The organism is Asanoa ferruginea (assembly GCF_003387075.1).
Taxonomy (GTDB): domain Bacteria; phylum Actinomycetota; class Actinomycetes; order Mycobacteriales; family Micromonosporaceae; genus Asanoa; species Asanoa ferruginea.
This window is the reverse complement of sequence record NZ_QUMQ01000001.1, coordinates 7,787,486-7,804,424: the sequence shown is the minus strand read 5'-3', so window position 1 is coordinate 7,804,424 and position 16,939 is coordinate 7,787,486. Positions and strand designations below refer to the sequence as shown.

The 16,939-nt window shown below is 69.2% G+C and carries 12 protein-coding genes; 9 read left to right on the top strand and 3 right to left on the bottom strand.

The annotated features are described in order from the left end of the window. Positions 1–93: 93 nt before the first annotated feature. Both DFJ67_RS36425 and DFJ67_RS36420 read right to left on the bottom strand, forming a co-directional pair. Positions 94–2,427: an AbfB domain-containing protein gene (locus DFJ67_RS36425; RefSeq protein WP_116073404.1), complete on the bottom strand. Its 2,334-nt coding sequence runs from the start codon at positions 2,425–2,427 to the stop codon at positions 94–96. 13 nt (positions 2,428–2,440) lie between these two features. Continuing rightward, positions 2,441–5,248, bottom strand: a complete 2,808-nt coding sequence (locus DFJ67_RS36420) for an RICIN domain-containing protein (protein ID WP_116073402.1) — start codon at positions 5,246–5,248, stop codon at positions 2,441–2,443. Positions 5,249–5,412: 164 nt separating this feature from the next. On the opposite strand from DFJ67_RS36420, the gene DFJ67_RS36415 reads away from it, so the two are divergent. From DFJ67_RS36415 to DFJ67_RS36390, 6 genes are read left to right on the top strand one after another with little or no spacing between them, the layout of a single operon-like run. After that, the gene (locus DFJ67_RS36415; RefSeq protein WP_116073400.1) at positions 5,413–6,486 is read left to right on the top strand and encodes an ABC transporter substrate-binding protein; all 1,074 of its coding nucleotides are present in this window, start codon (positions 5,413–5,415) and stop codon (positions 6,484–6,486) included. 1 nt (position 6,487) lies between these two features. Further along, complete coding sequence (locus DFJ67_RS36410) at positions 6,488–7,999, top strand: sugar ABC transporter ATP-binding protein (RefSeq protein ID WP_116073398.1); 1,512 nt, start codon at positions 6,488–6,490, stop codon at positions 7,997–7,999. Between the two features lie 5 nt (positions 8,000–8,004). Then, positions 8,005–8,940: an ABC transporter permease gene (locus DFJ67_RS36405; protein WP_116077071.1), complete on the top strand. Its 936-nt coding sequence runs from the start codon at positions 8,005–8,007 to the stop codon at positions 8,938–8,940. Next, positions 8,937–9,941, top strand: coding sequence for an ABC transporter permease (locus DFJ67_RS36400; RefSeq protein ID WP_116073396.1), 1,005 nt, complete (start codon positions 8,937–8,939; stop codon positions 9,939–9,941). The genes DFJ67_RS36405 and DFJ67_RS36400 overlap by 4 nt, the downstream gene beginning before the upstream one ends. Before the next feature lie 22 nt (positions 9,942–9,963). Beyond that, positions 9,964–10,992: a LacI family DNA-binding transcriptional regulator gene (locus DFJ67_RS36395; RefSeq protein WP_116073394.1), complete on the top strand. Its 1,029-nt coding sequence runs from the start codon at positions 9,964–9,966 to the stop codon at positions 10,990–10,992. Between the two features lie 39 nt (positions 10,993–11,031). Further along, complete coding sequence (locus DFJ67_RS36390) at positions 11,032–11,508, top strand: hypothetical protein (protein ID WP_116073392.1); 477 nt, start codon at positions 11,032–11,034, stop codon at positions 11,506–11,508. A gap of 49 nt (positions 11,509–11,557) precedes the next feature. On the opposite strand, the gene DFJ67_RS36385 is transcribed toward DFJ67_RS36390, so the two are convergent. Continuing rightward, complete coding sequence (locus DFJ67_RS36385; RefSeq protein WP_116073390.1) at positions 11,558–12,085, bottom strand: COG4315 family predicted lipoprotein; 528 nt, start codon at positions 12,083–12,085, stop codon at positions 11,558–11,560. 165 nt (positions 12,086–12,250) lie between these two features. Between DFJ67_RS36385 and DFJ67_RS36380 the strand changes: the two genes are divergently transcribed. The 3 genes from DFJ67_RS36380 (at position 12,251) to DFJ67_RS36370 (ending at position 16,936) form a co-directional block, all read left to right on the top strand. Then, on the top strand, positions 12,251–14,143 hold the full coding sequence (locus DFJ67_RS36380; protein WP_116073388.1) for a lectin: 1,893 nt from the start codon (positions 12,251–12,253) through the stop codon (positions 14,141–14,143). 117 nt (positions 14,144–14,260) lie between these two features. Continuing rightward, positions 14,261–15,913 carry a lectin gene (locus tag DFJ67_RS36375; protein WP_116073386.1) on the top strand — a complete coding sequence of 551 codons (1,653 nt, stop codon included), beginning with the start codon at positions 14,261–14,263 and terminating at the stop codon, positions 15,911–15,913. A gap of 60 nt (positions 15,914–15,973) precedes the next feature. Next, complete coding sequence (locus DFJ67_RS36370) at positions 15,974–16,936, top strand: acetylxylan esterase (protein ID WP_116073384.1); 963 nt, start codon at positions 15,974–15,976, stop codon at positions 16,934–16,936. The last annotated feature ends 3 nt before the right edge of the window (positions 16,937–16,939 follow it).

The window sequence follows — 16,939 nt, the reverse complement described above, 5'->3', positions numbered from 1 at the left end:
CGATTAAGCCAGCGGTTATCGTGCGAGCCCCGGAAGGCCCAGACCGTGGCGGGTGGGCAGGCCCCCGGCGAAGGGGCCTGCCCACCCTGGCCGTCAGGGCGCCCAGGGCGCCGCGAAGTTCCAGGTGCTGTCGGCCGTCCACGAGGTCGGCGAGTTGTAGGCGGCGCCGCCCGCGCCGTTGGAGAGCCACACCTCCGAGTTGTAGTGGCGCAGGTAGGAACCCCGGAAGTTCCAGGACTCCAACGACACACCCGAGCCGGTCAGGCCGGTCCGGGCGCACCACGTCGCGTCGGCTCGTAGCAGCGCCGAGCCGTCGTTGACCGAGTTCTGCACGCGGGAGTTGGCGTGGCGGAGGAACTGGCCCGGGAAGTTGACCGACTCGAACGAGTAGCACGACGCGTCGGCCAGGCCCGCCCGGACCGTGTAGGTCGCGTCGTTCTTCAGCAGTGCCGGCGACGCCGACGTGACCACCTCGGTGTAGGCCAGGCTGTTCTGATGCCGCAGGTAGCGGTTGGTGAACCCAGGCGTGGTCACCTGGAGCGACCGGCGCTGGTTGACCGGCAGCGACGTCGGCGCCAGCACCGGCAGCGACCGGGACGCCGCGATCAGGGACTGGTTGGCCGCCCGCACCCGGGCCTGGTCCATCTTCACGACCTGCCGGTCGTAGGTGACGAAGCCGTTCAGCTCGCCCTCCAGGTCGGTGATCTCGGTGTAGATCGCCGCCGACAGGCCGCGGCCCAGCATCAGGTTCTGCACGCCGGCCACCAGGCCGACGTAGCGGTCGGTCAGTGCGGTCGCGTTGGCCTGCCACTCGTAGGCGAAGAAGCCGCCGCTCGGGCTCCACTCGTGACCGGGCGTGTGCAGGCCCAGGCCGCCGAACTCGCCGAGGACCGCGATCCGGGACGAGGCGAGCGGGGAGTCCGGGCCCAGATACATGTGCCAGTCGTCGATGTCGCCGTTGCCCGGGTTGCCCAGCGACTGGCAGCAGTTATAGCCACTGTGGACATTGACCAGCCGGGTCGGGTCCTGGTTCTTGATGTTCTGGCCGACCCGCTGGGTGTCGGCCAGCGACCGCTCGCCCCAACCCTCGTTGTAGGCGGTGTACGCGATCACCGCGGGCGACGACCGGTGCTCGTCGACGATCTCGCGCGCCTCGGTCTCGAACTGGGCCTGCTGCGCCGCGTTGGCGTCGATGTTCTGCGCGGTCAGCGACGGCACGTCCTGCCAGACCAGCACGCCCAGCCGATCGGCGTGGTAGAACCAGCGCTGCGGCTCCACCTTGATGTGCTTGCGCACCATGTTGAAGCCCAGGTCCTTGTGCTTCTGGAGGTCGAAGGCGAGTGCGGCGTCGGTCGGCGCCGTATACACGCCGTCGGGCCAGAAGCCCTGGTCGAGCGTGCCGGTCTGGAACACGAACTGGCCGTTGAGCAGTGGCCGCCGCACCCCGTTGACCAGGCCGGTGCTGATCTCCCGCATGCCGAAGTAGTGAATGGTCTGATCGACCTGGGAGCCGGACCCGTTGCGCAGTGTCACCCGCAGGTTGTAGAGGAACGGGTCGTCCGGCGACCAGCGGCGCGCGTTGGGCACCGGCACGGCGAACTCGGTGAAGCCACCGGCGGCAGTGCCAACCACCGACGACCCGTTCAGTGCCTCGGCCAGCACCGAGTGGCCGGTGACCGTGCCGCGGGTGAACACTCGTACCCGAATGGTGTTCGTGGAAAGCGACGGCGTCAGGTCGACCGAGCTGATCGACGCCGCCGGGGTCGGTTCGAGCCACACCGTCTGCCAGATGCCCGAGCTCGGTGTGTAGAAGATGCCGTTCGGCGTCTTGGTCTGCTTGCCGATCGGCTGGAGGCTGCCGTTCTGCCGGGTGTCGCTCGGGTCCCAGACCTTGACGACGATCTCGTTCGTGCCGCCGTTCAAGGCAGGAGTGATGTCGAACGTGAACGCGTCATAGCCGCCGGTGTGCCCGCCGATCAAACTTCCGTTGACCCAGACCGTGGTCTGCCAGTCGACAGCGCCGAAGTTGAGCTGCACCCGACGCCCCGACCAGCCCGCCGGCACCGTGAACGTGCGCCGGTAGAACAGGTAGTTGCGGTTGTCGTTGGCCGCCCGCATCACTCCCGAAAGCGCCGACTCGACCGGGAATGGCACGTTGACCCGCTCCGGCAACGTGGTGTTGAACTGCGGTGCATCGTCGGTCGCCGACTGGCGCAACTGCCACTCGCCGTTGAGGTTCTGCCAGTCGGGTCGGGTCATCTGCGGCCGCGGATACTCGGGCAAGGGGGTGCCGTTCAACGCCTGCGCGGTCCAGGGCGTGGTGAGCGGCGGCGGTTTGGCCGGTGCGGCCTCGGCGGCGCCGGGCGCCACAAAACAAGAAACCAAGGCCAATAGAGCGACGACGGCGGTACGACGGGACGGGTTCATACCAACTCCGTTTCTAGAGGATGCGCCAGTTGTGGTCGGCGGTGCCGTTGTCGGCGAACTGCTCGACGTTGGCCGAGTCGGCCGTCGACATGGCGTGCACGGCGAGCACCTTGCCGCTGTTCTGGTTCTGGATCCGCAGCAGGCCGGGACCGCCGGCCAGCACCCGCAACCGCCAGCGGTGGTCGGCGGTGCCGGTGTCGTCGTATTGCACGATCTGGGCCGAGTCGGCGGTGGACATGCCGGCGACGCCGAGCACCTTGCCGGAGTTCTGGTTGCGGATCCGGAACCACGGCGCGACATCAGGTATGAAAGACCAAATATGATCGACTGTGCCGCTGTCGGCGAACTGCTGCACCCGGGCGGAGTTGGCGGTCGACATGTTCTCCACCGCGAGCACCTTGCCCGAGTTCGCGTTCTGGAGCTTCACCGCGCCATCGGGGATCAGCCGCCAGTCGTGGTCGGCCGCGCCGTTGTCGTCGAACTGGGTGACCTGAGCCGAGTCGGCGGTCGACGCGCCGGATACCGCGAGCACCTTGCCGCTGTTGCCGTTGCGCAGCCGCAGCCAACCGTCGCCGGTGTCGACCAGCACCCAGCGGTGGTCGGCCGAGCCGACGTCGTCGTATTGCTGCACCCGCGCGCCGTTGGCCGTCGACATGTTCTCGACGGCCAGCATCTTGCCGGAGTTGACGTTCTGGAGCTTGACCGCTCCGCCGCCGGCGTCGACCAGCCGCCATAGGTGGTCGGCGGTGCCGTTGTCGGCGAACTGCACGACGTTGGCCGAGTTGGCCAGCGACATACCGGCCACCCCGAGCACCTTGCCGGAGTTGCGGTTCTGGACCCGGAACGCGGCACCGGGCCGCTGCCACGGCCGGGTGCCGCCGGTGACCGGGAACGAGGTGATCCGCAGCCGGGCCGCGCCCATCGGGATCAGCGTGACCGCCTCGACCGGCGTGCTCGCCGCCACCGGGCCGTCCTGCAACGGCGTCACCACTCGCTGCGCGTCGGCCTGCCAGGCGTCGATCCGCTGCGCGCTGGTGGTGATCCGGACGGGCGCGTTGACGACGGTGAACGGGTCGGCCACCGAGCCGGCGTTGGTCACGGTGAGCGCGGCCCCGGGCACCAGCCCAAAATTCCAGGGCGATCCCGCGTGTACGTCGTACTCCGGGAACTGATCGGTGCCGCCGGTGCGTACCCAGTTCTCGGTTATCCGCAGTGAGAACGCCAACGGTCCGTAGTGGACGGACGCGGCATTGTGCTGCCCCGGCCAGGATCGCACGGTGGCCGTCATCGGCAGCCGCAGCGTCACCGTGTCGTTGGCCGACCAAGTGCGGTTGATCGTGGCGAACCGCGGCCCGGCCCCCGAGGCCACCAGCGCGCCGTTGACCCGCAACTCCGGCGCCGCACACCAGCCCGGGATCCGCACCAGGAACGGGAACGCGACCGGGGCGGGCGTCGACACGCGGAAGGTGACGGTGTCGGCGAACGGGTAGGAGGTTGTCTCGGTGATCGTGACCGTGGTGCCGGCGCCGACCCGGGCGGTCACCGTCGAGGGCCCGAGCAGTGCCGCGCACAGGCCGCCGTCGCCGGTGGCGAGCCACATCTCGGTGACGTATCCGGGCCAGCCCATCCCGTAGTTGTGCGGGCAGCAGCGGTATTGGTCGACGCCGGCCCGGTAGGACTGCATCGCGAACCCGTTCTGGAACTGGCCGAGCGTCTTCGCCGTGTTGTCGAGGTCGACGACGTTGGCGCTGGTCACGTAGTGGATCGCGCGACCTGAGGGATCGAGTGCGGCGGGCAACGAGTTGACCGCGAGGTCTTCGGCGCGGTCGGCCCACACCGGGTCGCCGGTGATCCGGGTCAGGATCTCGTGGCTGAGCAGATATTCCACGATCCCGCAGGTCTCGAACCCCTGCCGCGGGTCGGTGAAGCCGGGCCGGATGTTCTCGTCGCCGGCGAAGCCGCCGCCCGGGAACTGCCCGTAGTCGCGCTGCACCTGGTCATAGAGCGTGTAGGTGGCCGTGCGGTCGGCCGCGTCGCCGGAGAGCACCCAGTATTGCGCCGGCTCGCGGAAGCCCTGGGTGATGTTGACGTTGTGCGGGTTCGGCAGGCCGTGCCGCCAGTCGGCCGAGTTGGCGTGGATCTTCCGCACCAGGTCGAGCAGGAACGCGTCGCCGGTGCGGTTGTAGAGCCAGTAGACGACGTCGATCGTGTCGCCCCAGCGCCAGGTGCCCCAGCCGTCGCGGAACACCGCCGCCGGCTGGGCGTTGGCGTAGCCGAAGAACCGGGTCAGGAACGGGGTGACCCGGGTGTCGCCGGTGAACTCCGCGTGCGACCGCAGCGCGTGCAGCATCGGCATGTGCGGCCAGAGGTCGGCGTGCCCGTTGAGCGAGGTGCGCAGCGCTGTCGGTCCGAAGAAGCCATCAGCGGATTGGGTACGCAGCACCGCGTCCATCCAGCGCTGCGCTTCCGACAGCACCGTGGCGTCGCCGGTGACGTAGCCGAGTTCGACGTAGCCGCGGAGCCAGTAGGGCACCTCCTCCCAGCCGCCGAGAGCCGGGTTGGTCCAGCCGGTGGCGTCGAAGCGGAGGAAATGCGAGGTCGCCGCGTACTGTCCACACAGCCCGGTGACCTGTCGCGACAGTTGGGTGGCGAGCCAACCCTGGGCGCGCACGGCGCCGGGCGGCAGCCGCAGGAAGGCGGCCGGGCGCAGCGGGGCGCGGTTGATGGGATATTGCGGTGCGGCGAATGCGGGTGCGGCCAGCAGCGAGCCGCCGGCAGCACCCAGCCCGGCCGCGAGCAGCCGGCGTCGGTCGAGGGGCATCGGCCCTCCTGACGGTCCGAAACGGTTTCGTAACGGCGCTTGACATGACATCGATAGCCGGCTGTATAACGTTATAGAGCCCCATCGACCTCTCAGTCAATGGGTGACCGTCAATATCTGCGTCTCCATTGCACCGCCCGCTACCGCGCAAGAGGAGATCTGACATGACCGCACGGAGGCGCGCTGCCGCGCGCACCGCAATCGTCCTGCTCACCACCGCCGCACTGGCCGTGGCCTGCGCCAACCCCGAGGAGGAGACCCCGTCGCCGGCCGGCAGCGGCGGCGAGCAGGTGGTCGCCACCGGCGCGCCCACCGGGGCCGGCTGCTCGCTGTCGCAATACGGTGCCGAGAAGCTCGACCTGAAGAACGCCATCGTCGGCTTCTCCCAGTCGGAGAAGGAGGCCAACCCGTTCCGGATCGCCGAGACCCAGTCGATCCGCGACGAGGCCGCCAAGCTCGGCGTCAAGGAACTCAAGGTCACCAACGCCCAGTCGCAGCTCTCGAAGCAGATCGCCGACATACAGGACCTGCTCAACCAGGGTGCGCAGTTCATCATCGTGGCGCCGCTCAACTCCGACGGCCTGGAGCCCGCGTTGCAGGCCGCGGCGGCCAAGAAGGTGCCGGTGCTGACCATCGACCGCAAGGTCAACGCCACGCCGTGCAAGGACTACCTGGCGTTCCTCGGCTCCAACTTCGTCGAGCAGGGCAAGCGCGCCGCCGACGCGATGATCAAGGCAACCGGCGGCAAGGGGAAGGTGGCGATCCTTCTTGGTTCGTCCGGAAATAACGTAACTACTGACCGGACCAAGGGCTTCGTCGACCAGGTCGCCGCCCAGGCCCCCGGCCTGACCGTCGTCGCGCAGCAGACCGGCGACTTCGCCCGCGACAAGGGCCAGCAGGTGATGGAGCAGATCATCTCCAGCAACCCCGACATCACCGGCGTCTACGCGGAGAACGATGAGATGGCCCTCGGTGCCGTCACCGCATTGACCGCGGCCGGCAAGAAGCCGGGCAAGGACGTCAAGATCGTCTCCATCGACGGCACGCGCAACGCGGTGCAGGCCATCGTGGAGGGCACCATCAACGCGGTGATCGAGTCCAACCCGCGGTTCGGCCCGCTGGCGTTCAAGACGGCGCAGGACTTCTACAACGGCACGGCGATACCGGAGAACGTGATCATCTCCGACCGCGAGTACGACTCGGCCAACGCACAGGCGTCCGTGGCGAGCGCGTACTGAGATGACTCCAGTGCTCGAGGTTCGCGCGGTCACCAAGCGCTTCCCTGGCGTCCGCGCGCTCGACGCGGTGGACATGGCGGTTCTCCCCGGCGAGGTGCACGCCCTCGTCGGGGAGAACGGCGCCGGCAAGTCCACCCTGATCAAGGTGCTCACCGGCGTCTACCGGGCCGACGAGGGCGAGGTGCACTACCGCGGGGAGCCGGTCAGCTTCGCCCGGCCGCTCGACGCCCAGCGCGCGGGGATCTCCACGATCTACCAGGAGGTCAACCTCATCCCGCTGATGAGCGTGGCGCGCAACCTGTTCCTCGGCCGGGAGCCGCGTACCCGATTCGGTCTGCTCGATATCGGTCGGATGAACCGCGACGCGGGCGAGACGCTGGGCCGCTACGGCATCGACGTCGACGTCACCCGGCCGCTGCGCTCGACCAGCCTCGGCACCCAGCAGATGGTCGCGCTGGCCCGCGCCGTCGCGATCGACGCCAAGGTGCTGGTGATGGACGAGCCGACCTCGTCGCTGGAGCCGCGCGAGGTGCGCACCCTCTTCGACGTGGTCCGCCGGCTGCGCGAGCAGGGCCTGGCCGTGGTCTACGTGAGCCACCGCCTGGACGAGCTCTACGAGCTGTGCCAGCGGGTCACCGTGCTGCGCGACGGCCGGGTGGTGCACACCGGGCCGCTCGAAGGCCTGGCGCGGCTCGCGCTCGTCTCCCACATGCTCGGTCGCGACATCAGCCAGGTCCGCCGCGAGGGCCTGACCGGCTTCACCGGCGACCACGCGTTGGCCGACGGCGAAACCCCGGTGCTGCGGGTCGAGGGCCTGACCAAGAGACACCAGTTGCACGACGTCTCGTTCGACGTGCGCGCCGGCGAGGTGACCGGGCTCGGCGGCCTGCTCGGCTCCGGCCGCTCGGAGACCGCCAAGGCGATCGTCGGGGCGCTGCCGCTCGACGAGGGCACCGTCACCGTCAACGGCAGAAGGCTGCGCCGCCTGTCGCCGGCCGCCGCGATCCGCGCCGGGATCGCGCTGCTGCCCGAGGACCGCAAGGCCGAGGGCATCATCCCGGACCTGTCCGTACGCGAGAACATCGTGCTCGCCGCCATGCCCCGGCTGGCCCGGGCCGGGATCGTCACCCGGGCGAAGCAGGACGCGATCGTCGAGACGTTCATGACCCGGCTGCGGATCAAGGCGGCCGGCCCCGAGCAGCGGGTCGCCGAACTGTCCGGCGGCAACCAGCAGAAGGTGCTGCTCGCCCGCTGGCTCTGCCTGCATCCCAAGGTGCTGCTGCTCGACGAGCCGACCCGCGGCATCGACGTCGGTGCCAAGGCCGAGGTGCAGAAGCTGGTCGACGAGCTCGCTGCCCAGGGTCTCGCGGTCGTGCTGATCTCGTCTGACCTGGAGGAACTGGTCGAGGGCGCCGACCGGGTGGTCGTGCTGCGGTCCGGCGCGGTGGCCGGCGAACTGGTCGGCGACGAGGTCACCGAAGACGCCATCCTGGCCACGCTGGTCGCGCCGTGACGACCATGACCGCACCGACCCGGACCCGCTACGTGCAGGACTTCGGTGTGTACGCCGCCGTCCTCGTACTCCTGCTGTTCAACGCGCTCTTCACCGACAACTTCCTCGACCTGGCCAACCTGCGCACCCAACTCGTGCAGGTGGCCCCGGTCGTGATCGTCGCGCTGGGCATGGCGCTGGTGATCGGCAGCGAGGGCATCGACCTGTCGGTCGGCTCGGTGATGGCGCTGGCCGCCGCGGTCATCCCGCTCTACCTCGGCTCCGGCATGTGGGTGGCGATCGCGATGGCCCTGCTGGCCGGCGCCGCCGCCGGCGCACTCAACGGCACGCTGGTCGCGGTCGTCAACCTCCAGCCGATCGTGGCGACGCTGGCGCTGCTGGTCGCCGGCCGGGGCATCGCCCTGGTGCTCGCCGACGGCCAGCTCAAGCAGATCCGCAACCCCGACCTGCTGGCGCTCGGCCGCGACCAGGTGGCCGGGCTGCCGGTGGTGGTCTGGATCGCGATCCTGCTCGCCCTGGTGGTCGGCGCGGTCGTGCACCGCACCACCTACGGGCGGCAGCTCGTCGCGGTCGGCGGCAACCGGGCGGCGGCCCAGCTCGCCGGCCTGCCGGTGCGCCGGGTACTCATTGTTACCTACGTCCTGTGTGGAGTCTTCGCCGCGCTGGCCGGCGTGCTGGCCACGGCCCGGCTGACCGCGAGCGACCCGTCGGCGATCGGCAACCTGATGGAGCTGTCGGCGATCACCGCGGTGGTGGTCGGCGGCACCCCGCTGACCGGCGGCCGGATCCGGGTGCTCGGCACGGTCGCCGGGGCCTTGCTGATGCAGCTCCTGCGGGCCACGCTGATCAAACACGACCTGCCGGACTCGACGGCCCAACTGGTGCAGGCGGCGATCATCCTGGTCGCGGTCTACGTGGCCCGGCAGCGGAGGACGACATGACGGCGGTGGCGGAGCAGTCGCAACAGGTTCCGGTCGCCCGGGTCGCGACCAGCGAACGGCTGGCCGCGCTGGCACAGCGGCACGGCGCGCTCGCCGTACTCCTGCTGGCTCTGCTGGTTTCTTCCCTGACCTTCGATGCTTTCGCGTCGTTCGACAACCTGGCCGGCATCGCGATCCAGTCGTCGTTCCTGGTGATCGTCGCGCTCGGGATGACCTTCGTGATCATCGGCGGCGGCATCGACCTGTCGGTCGGCTCGGTGTTCGCGCTCGGCGGCGTGCTCGCGGCGTGGGCCAGCCAGTGGGGCATGGTGGCCGCGCTGGTCGCGCCGTTGCTCGTCTGCGGCGGGATCGGCCTGCTCAACGGCTTGATCATCGCCCGCACCGGCCTGGCGCCGTTCATCGTGACGCTGGCCAGTCTGCTCGGCGCGCGGGGCCTGTTGCTGGCAATCACTTCCGAGGGGGCAACCACCTACCTCGTACCCCGTGACGCTGTTTTTCTTGATCTGGGTCGGGGCACGTTGTGGGGCCTGGGCTATCCGGTGTGGATCGCGGTGGCGCTGTGTGCCCTCGGCGGCCTGTTGCTGCAACGCACGGGCTATGGGCAGGCGGTGTACGCCGTCGGCGGCAGCGAGGACGCCGCGTCGCTGATGGGCCTGCCGGTGGCCCGGGTCAAAACGCTGTCCTACCTGCTGAGCGGCCTGCTGGCCGGCCTAGCCGGTTGTCTGAACGCGGCCAGGCTCGGCTCCGGCGTGACCATCCTCGGCGTCGGCATGGAGCTGGACGCGATCGCCGCGGTGGTCATCGGCGGCACCCTGCTGGTCGGCGGCGCGGGCACGATCAGTGGCACGCTGTGCGGCGTGCTCCTGCTCGGCGTCATCCAGAACGTGATCAACCAGATCGGCAACCTGACCTCGTCGATCCAGTCGGTGGTCAGCGGCGCGTTCCTGGTCGTGGTCGTCGTGACCCAGAGCTACCTCAGCCGGATCCGGCGGCTGCGATGAGTTTCGCCAAGGGAGTGCGCAGGTGGTCGTGAGCCTCAAGGAGATCGCCGCACGGGCCGGCGTCTCGCTGTCGACCGTGTCCAATGTAGTCAACGGCTACCGCCCGGTGGGCGAGGAGACCCGGCAACGGGTGCAGGACGCGATCGACGAGCTGGGCTACGCGCCCAATCTCAGCGCCCGCCACCTGCGCAGCGGCCGCACCGGCATCGTCGCCCTGGCCATTCCCGAGCTGAACAACCCGTACTTCGCCGAGTTGGCCGGCGCCGCGATCCGGGAGGCGGCCGGCTTGGGCTACACGCTGGTCATGGAGGACACGGCCGGAGAACGCGAGCGCGAGCTGATGGTGATCGACAACTCCCGCCGCCAGGTCGTCGACGGCCTGATCTTCAGCCCGGTCGCGGTCACCCGCGAGGAGGTCCTGGCCCGCGACCCGGCCACCCCGATGGTCCTGATCGGCGAGGGCGTCTACGACGTGCCACACGACCACATCGCCATCGACAACATCGCGGCCAGCCATGTGGCGGTGCAACATCTGGTGTCGCTGGACCGCTATCGGATCGCCTTCATCGGCGCCCAGGCCGGCGACCATCGGCAGTCGGCCCATTTGCGGTTGCGGGGCTATCGCGAGGCACTGGCGGGTGCGGGGTTGCCTTTTGACGCGGCGCTGGCCGCGCCGACAATGGCGTTCGGGCGAGCCGACGGCCTGATGGCAATGCGCGACCTACTGGCGCGGCGGCAGCCACCGGACGCGGTGTTCGCCTACAACGACCTGGTGGCGATCGGCGCCATGCGGGCGGTGGCGGAGGCGGGAATGCGGATCCCGGACGACATCGCGGTGATCGGCATCGACGACATCGAGGAAGGCCGCTTCAGCAACCCCACGCTGACCACGATCTCGCCGGACAAGGAACACATCGGGCGGTTGGCAGTGCAGGCGCTGGTAGCCCGCATCGAGGGCAAGCCGGTGCAGCCGCCCTACGACATCCAGCCACCGTTCCGGCTGGTCACCCGGGAGAGCACGCTCGGCGGCCGCCGCGCCGTGCGGCCATAGCCAATGTCGAAAGTTGCGGCCATCAATGAACCTGGAGCTATGCCCGACCTCGCAGCGCTCATCGTGCCCGCTGTCTCCGCTCTACTCGGCGTCGTCACTAGTCAGGTGTGGACTTCCCGGCAGGCGCGCACCGAGCGGGTGGAGCGCAACGAACAACGTCTGATGATCGATCGCAGGCAGGCCTTGGCCCGGTTTCTGGTCGCCCTGAATCGAGCTATCGACGAGACCCGAAATCGGGTTCGGACCGGCAACGATGCGGATCCTCGCGCGGGGCGCGACTTCGGGTGGGCCGATGCCTACGAACGCAAGTTGGAACTTCTCTTGCTGCTGCCCGAAGACGGCCGTGTCATGGTCGATGACCACATCGCCCGGGCCTACCGCTGGCGTGATGCCGCTCTTGCCACTTCGGACCTCGACGGAGTCCCTGTCAACGAGGACCTCATCCAGCAACTCCAGATCTGGACGGTTTACGCCGGCCTCGGTCGCCGCAACCCGCTCTCGCGCCGTCGTGATTAGCGCGGCCCAACCCCGATGAGCTAGGCCCACCGGGGTTCAGCCGTTCGCGTCAGTAGGTGACGCCTCCGCTCGGGGCCGGTGCGCCGCCCTTGGCGGTGATGGCGTTGCCGGCTGGGTTGACGGTCCACCACAGGGCGCCGAAGGCGTTGACGCCCTGGCCGTTGGTCTGGCCTGGCGCCGTGTCTGCGATGAACTTGTAGAGCGGATGGTTGTTGTACGTCGCCTGCTTCGTGTTGTCCTGCCGGTTCGACGTCGCGAGCTTGGCCGCGTCGACGCCGCTGCCGGCCACCACGGCACCGCCGGTGGTGAGTGGCGGCCACTGGGCCGCGCACGCGTCGTTGCAGGTCGACTGGTTGGTCTTGTCGGCGACGAACAGGTAGAGCGTGTTGCCCTGCTGATCGGTGAGATACGGCCCGTTGGGGCCGTTGCGGGTCTGCACGGTGACGCTGGCCGGTGGTGCGGCCTTCGCGTCGTTCGCGCTCGCCGTCGTGGCCGCCGTGGCACCCGTGATCACAAGTGCCGCACCGGCCACGCCCACTCCGAATTTTGTCCAGAAGCTTCTGGACCTTGTAGCCATGGCGCTGTCCTTCCCCCCGTGAACAGTTCCAAAGGCCGACGCTACGCCGGGTGCGTGTGGCAGGGGCAGACGTACATTGACATCAATCTGTTAAGGGTGTTTCCTATTAGGCACCCTGTCGGCGAGGGCAGCGCAATCCTGATGTCTCCAAGTGGAAGGACGCGCATGTCACGAGCAAGGATCGCCGGCATCGTCGCGCTGGGCGTCGCGGCCGCGGCCACCGCCTTCGCGTTGGCGCAACCGGCGTACGCCGCGAATGAACCGGTCAATGTCTGGCTCACCACCACCTCCGACGGCGGTGGGCGCACCGTCACCCGCGGGCTCCAGCAGCAGGCCGCCACGGCGTTCGCGGCGAGCAGCCCCGGCGCCACGCACACCATCACCGTCAACGAGAACACCCGCTACCAGACCTTCGAGGGCGCCGGCGCGTCGATCACCGACACCACCGCCTACCTGCTGCGCGGGGGAGCGGTCAGCGCGGCCACCCGCGACGCTGTGATGAGCAAGCTCTTCAGCCCGACCAACGGCATCGGTCTGTCCTTTGTGCGCAACCCGATCGGGGCGTCGGACCTGTCGCGACCGGGCAACGTCTCGCTCGACGACACCTGTTGCAACCTCAATGACTTCGGCGCCAACGGGTACGACACGAACGTGCGGCTGCTGACCCAACAGGCCAAGCAACTCAACCCCGCCCTGCGGGTCAAGGGTGTGCCGTGGAGCGCGCCGGGCTGGATGAAGGACAACCGCCGGATGGACCAGATGGGCTGGCTCAAGGCCGAGTACTACCCGATGTATGCCCAGTACCTGGTCAAATACGTGCAGTCCTACCAGGCCGCGGGCATCCCGGTGAACTACATCTCGGTGCAGAACGAGCCCAACTGCTGCCAGGCCGGCAACCCGCCCGCGATGACCTACCCGGGCATGAGCTGGAACTCGTCGGGCCTGCTCGAACTGACCAAGAACCACGTGATCCCGGCGTTCCGGGCCGCGGGGCTGTCGACCAAGGTGTTGGTGCACGACTGGAATTACGGCGACTGGGGCCAGATCGGCGCCGGGATCGTCTCCGACGCGACGCTGCGCAACGACCCGCTCTTCGGCGGGATCGCCTGGCACGGCTACAACGGCAGCCCGTCGGTCGGCTCGCAGGTGCACAGCCAGTACCCAGCGGTGCACATGTTCTCCACCGAGCACTCCGGCGGCACCTGGGTGGGCAACCAGCACAACGACGACATGAGCGACATCATCAACTACACCCGCAACTGGAGCGAGTCCGTCGTCAAGTGGAGCCTCGCGGTCAACCAGTTCATGGGCCCGCACAACGGCGGCTGCGGCACCTGCACCGGCCTGATCACTGTGCAGGAGGGCGGCGCGCGGGCCGGCCAGGTCGACTACACCATCGAGTACTACACGACCGGGCACCTCACCAAGTTCGTCCGGCCGGGCGCGCAGCGGATCGACTCGACCGCCAACGGCACCGTGCAGAACGTCGCCTGGCGCAACAGCGACGGGTCAAAAGCCTTGATCGCCCACAACGGGGGTACGAGCAGCCAGTCGATCAGGGTCGTCTGGGGCGGGCAGTCGTTCACCTACACGATGCCGGCGCGTACGACGGCGACGTTCACCTGGGCCGGCACCCCGGGCAGCGGGCCGACCGACCCGCCGCCGACCGGGCGGACCGGGCCGATCACCGGGCTCGCCGGGAAGTGCCTCGACGTCGCCGGTGCCAACAGCGCCGACGGCACGGCGGTGCAGATCTACGACTGCAACGGCACCGCCGCGCAGCAGTGGACGCTGGGCACCGACGGCACCGTGCGGGCGCTGGGCAAGTGCCTCGACGTGCGCGACAACTCGACCGCCAACGGGGCCCGGGTGCAGATCTGGACCTGCTCGGGCTCGGCCAACCAGCGCTGGACGGCGACCGCGGCCCGCGACCTCACCAGCGTCAGCGCGAGCAAGTGTCTCGACGTCGTCGACAACAACTCCGCCAACGGCACGCCGACCCAGATCTGGTCGTGCACCGGCGCGGCCAACCAGAAGTGGACGGTGCCCGCCGCGTGATCAGACATTGATGGACGTTGACTGATCGGACCTCTCGCCGTTAGCGTGGGGTCCGGTCAGTTAACAAACCAGACACAATGCGGCCATTCGGCGGTGGCCCGAAGGGAGAAAGACCCGATGGGTATCTCACGCCGATCCGTGCTCGCGGGCGCCGGTGCCACGGCCGCCGCGCTCGCCACCGCTCCTTCCACGGCCGCGGCCGCTGCCGCGGTCAGCCCGCCCGGCGATGTCGTCGGCAAGATCAGTGTTGGCTATCAGGGCTGGTTCGCCTGCCCGGGCGACGGCGCCCCGATCGGCGGCTGGTGGCACTGGAGCCGGGACCGGTTCCAGCCGCCGTCGCCGTCGAACACGACGATCGTGTCCTGGCCCGACATGCGCGAATACAACCGCGGTTACACCACCGCCTACCCGAATCTGGGCAATGGGCAGCCGGCGCAGCTGTTCTCGTCGTACGACGATCAGACCGTCGACACGCACTTCCGCTGGATGCAGCAGTACGGCTGCGACACCGCCGCGCTACAGCGGTTCAACCCGGTCTCCGGCGAGGGCCCGACGCGCGACGTGATGGCCCAGAAGGTGCGGGCGGCGGCCGAGCGCTACGGCCGCAAGTTCTACATCATGTATGACGTCACGAGCTGGACGAACATGCAGTCGGAGATCAAGACCGACTGGACGTCGAAGATGTCGGCGCACGTCGCGTCGCCGGCCTACGCCCGGCAGAACGGCAAGCCGGTGGTGTGCATCTGGGGGTTCGGGTTCAACGACTCGGGCCGCCCGTTCGCGCCGGGGCCGTGCCTCGACGTGATCAACTGGTTCAAGGCGCAGGGCTGCTACGTGATCGGGGGAGTGCCGACCTACTGGCGGCAGGGGATCAACGACTCGCGGGCCGGCTTCTCGGGCGTCTACCACGCGTTCAACATGATCTCGCCGTGGATGGTCGGGCGCACCGGTGACCTGGCCGGGCTCGACTCGTTCTACGCCAACGTCAACGTGCCGGACCAGGCCGACTGCAACGCGAACGGCATCGACTACCAGCCGTGCGTGATGCCGGGCGACCTGTCGTCGGGGGTCCGGCGGCACGGCGACTTCTACTGGCGACACATCTACAACATGGTCCGGGTCGGTGCGGCCGGGCTCTACGTCTCGATGTTCGACGAATACAACGAGGGCAACCAGATCGCCAAGACCTCGGAGACCCAGGCGATGACGCCGGCCGGCGCCAACATCCGCGCGCTGGACGAAGACGGCACGTTCTGCTCGTCGGACTACTACCTGCGGATCACCGCCGACGGTGGCCGGATGCTCAAGGGCCAACTCGCGCTGACGGCGACCCGGCCCACCCAGCCGGTCGCGGGCGGCCCGACCAACCCGCCGGTCGCAATCTACGGCTTCCGGTCGCGGGCCAACAACCTCTGGGTGCAGGCCGTCGACGCCGGCGCCGCGCCGCTGGTCGCCCGCGGCACCTCGATGGGCGCGTGGGAGCAGTTCGAGCTGGTCACGCTCAGCGGCGGCAACGTCGCGTTGCGGGCCCGGGTCAACGGGCGTTTCGTCTGCGCGGAGAACGCCGGCGCCAACCCGCTGATCGCCAACCGGGCGACGGCCGGTGGTTGGGAGACGTTCCGGCTGATCCGCAACGCCAACGGCACGGTGAGCCTCCAGGCGACGGTCAACGGCCGCTACGTCTGCGCCGACAACGGCGGCGCGGCCGCGCTCATCGCCAACCGCACCGCGATCGGCCCCTGGGAGCAGTTCGATCTAGCCACCCAATGAGCACGTCGTAGCATCGGCGGCGTGGCTGTCCAACCACGTCGCCGTCGCTAGGAGTTTTTTGTGGAAGTCGACCTGCCCCTCGACCAACTCACCGCCTACCGCTACGCGGAGCCCGAGCCGGCTGACTTCGACGAGTTCTGGCGACGCACGCTCGACGAGGCGGGCGGAGTGCCGGTCGCGGCCGAGTTCACGCCCTACGACTCGCTGCTGCGCACGGTCGACACCTTCGACGTGACGTTCGCCGGCTACGGCGGCGACCCGATCAGGGGCTGGCTGATCCTGCCCGCCGACCGCTCGGGTCCGCTTCCCACGATCGTCGAATACATCGGGTACGGCGGCGGCCGGGGCATCCCGCTCGACTGGCTGCCGTACGCCAGTGCCGGGTATGCGCACTTCGTGATGGACACCCGCGGGCAGGGCAGCACCTGGCGGACCGGCGACACGCCCGACCCGGCCCCGTCCGGCCCGCAGGCGCCCGGCTTCGTCACCCGCGGCATCCTCGACCCGCACGACTACTACTACCGCCGGCTCTACGTCGACGCCTACCGCGCGGTCGACGCGGCCCGGGCCCACCCGGACGTCGACCCGACCCGGATCGCGGTCACCGGCCGCAGCCAGGGCGGCGCGCTGTCGGTCGCGGTCGGCGGCCTACGCCACGACATCGCGGCGGCGATCCCGCACGTGCCGTTCCTGTCGGCCTTCCGGCGGGCGACGACGATCACCGACGCGGATCCCTACCAGGAGATCGTCCGCTGGTGCTCGACCCACCGGACGAAGGCCGACCAGGCGTTCGCCACGCTCGCCTACTTCGACGGCACGTCGTTCGCGTCCCGGGCGACCTGCCGCGGCTCGTTCTCGGTGGGGCTGATGGACCCGATCTGCCCACCATCGACTGTGTACGCCGCGCACAACGTCTGGGCCGGCCCGAAGGACATCACCGTGTGGCCCTTCAACAACCACGACGGCGGCGGCCCGGAAGACACGATCCGCACCATCAAGGTGCTGCGGGAGCTGTTCGGCTGACCC